Origin of the sequence: Pseudomonas brassicacearum (assembly GCF_003732265.1) — a bacterium.
GTDB lineage: Bacteria > Pseudomonadota > Gammaproteobacteria > Pseudomonadales > Pseudomonadaceae > Aquipseudomonas > Aquipseudomonas brassicacearum_D.
Map to the genome: position 1 here is coordinate 1 of NZ_MOBK01000257.1, position 510 is coordinate 510.

The following is a 510-nucleotide window of genomic DNA, read 5'->3' on the forward strand; positions in this document are numbered from 1 at the left end:
CGCAAGAACAGGAGATGTCGCGCAAGATCATCGACACTTCACGCGACACCGGCATGGCGCGCAACGATGTGGCCGACGTGGTCAATCAGTTGGTCGGCGCCGGTATGGATCTGAGCAAGGCGCTGGAGTACGCGCCTGTCGCGGCCAAGTTTGTCGTGGGGCAGGGATCCAGCGGTGTCGACACGGCGAAGATGATCAACGCCCTGGGGCAGAACGCCAAGATCACCGACCCCAAGCAGATGCAGCAGGCGCTGGAGGCGATCGCCTACCAAGGGCAGGCGGGCAGCTTTGAAGCGGCCGACATGGCCAAGTGGTTCCCGGAAATGCTGGCCAACATGGCCAGCAACGGCATTACCGGATTGGATGCGGTGACCCAACTGGGTGCCATGCTGCAGGTGCAAATGAAACAGGCCGGCAGTTCGGACGAAGCGGCCAACAACCTGAAAAACTGGATGGGCAAAATCGGTTCGACCGATACGGTCAAGGCTTACGAAAAAGCCGGAATTGATT

Annotated in this window: 1 protein-coding gene; it reads left to right on the plus strand. The window is 59.8% G+C overall.

Annotated features, from left to right (window positions below):
* The coding region (locus tag BK660_RS33340) for a phage tail tape measure protein (protein WP_259698568.1) at positions 1 to 510 on the plus strand (510 nt) is incomplete at both ends.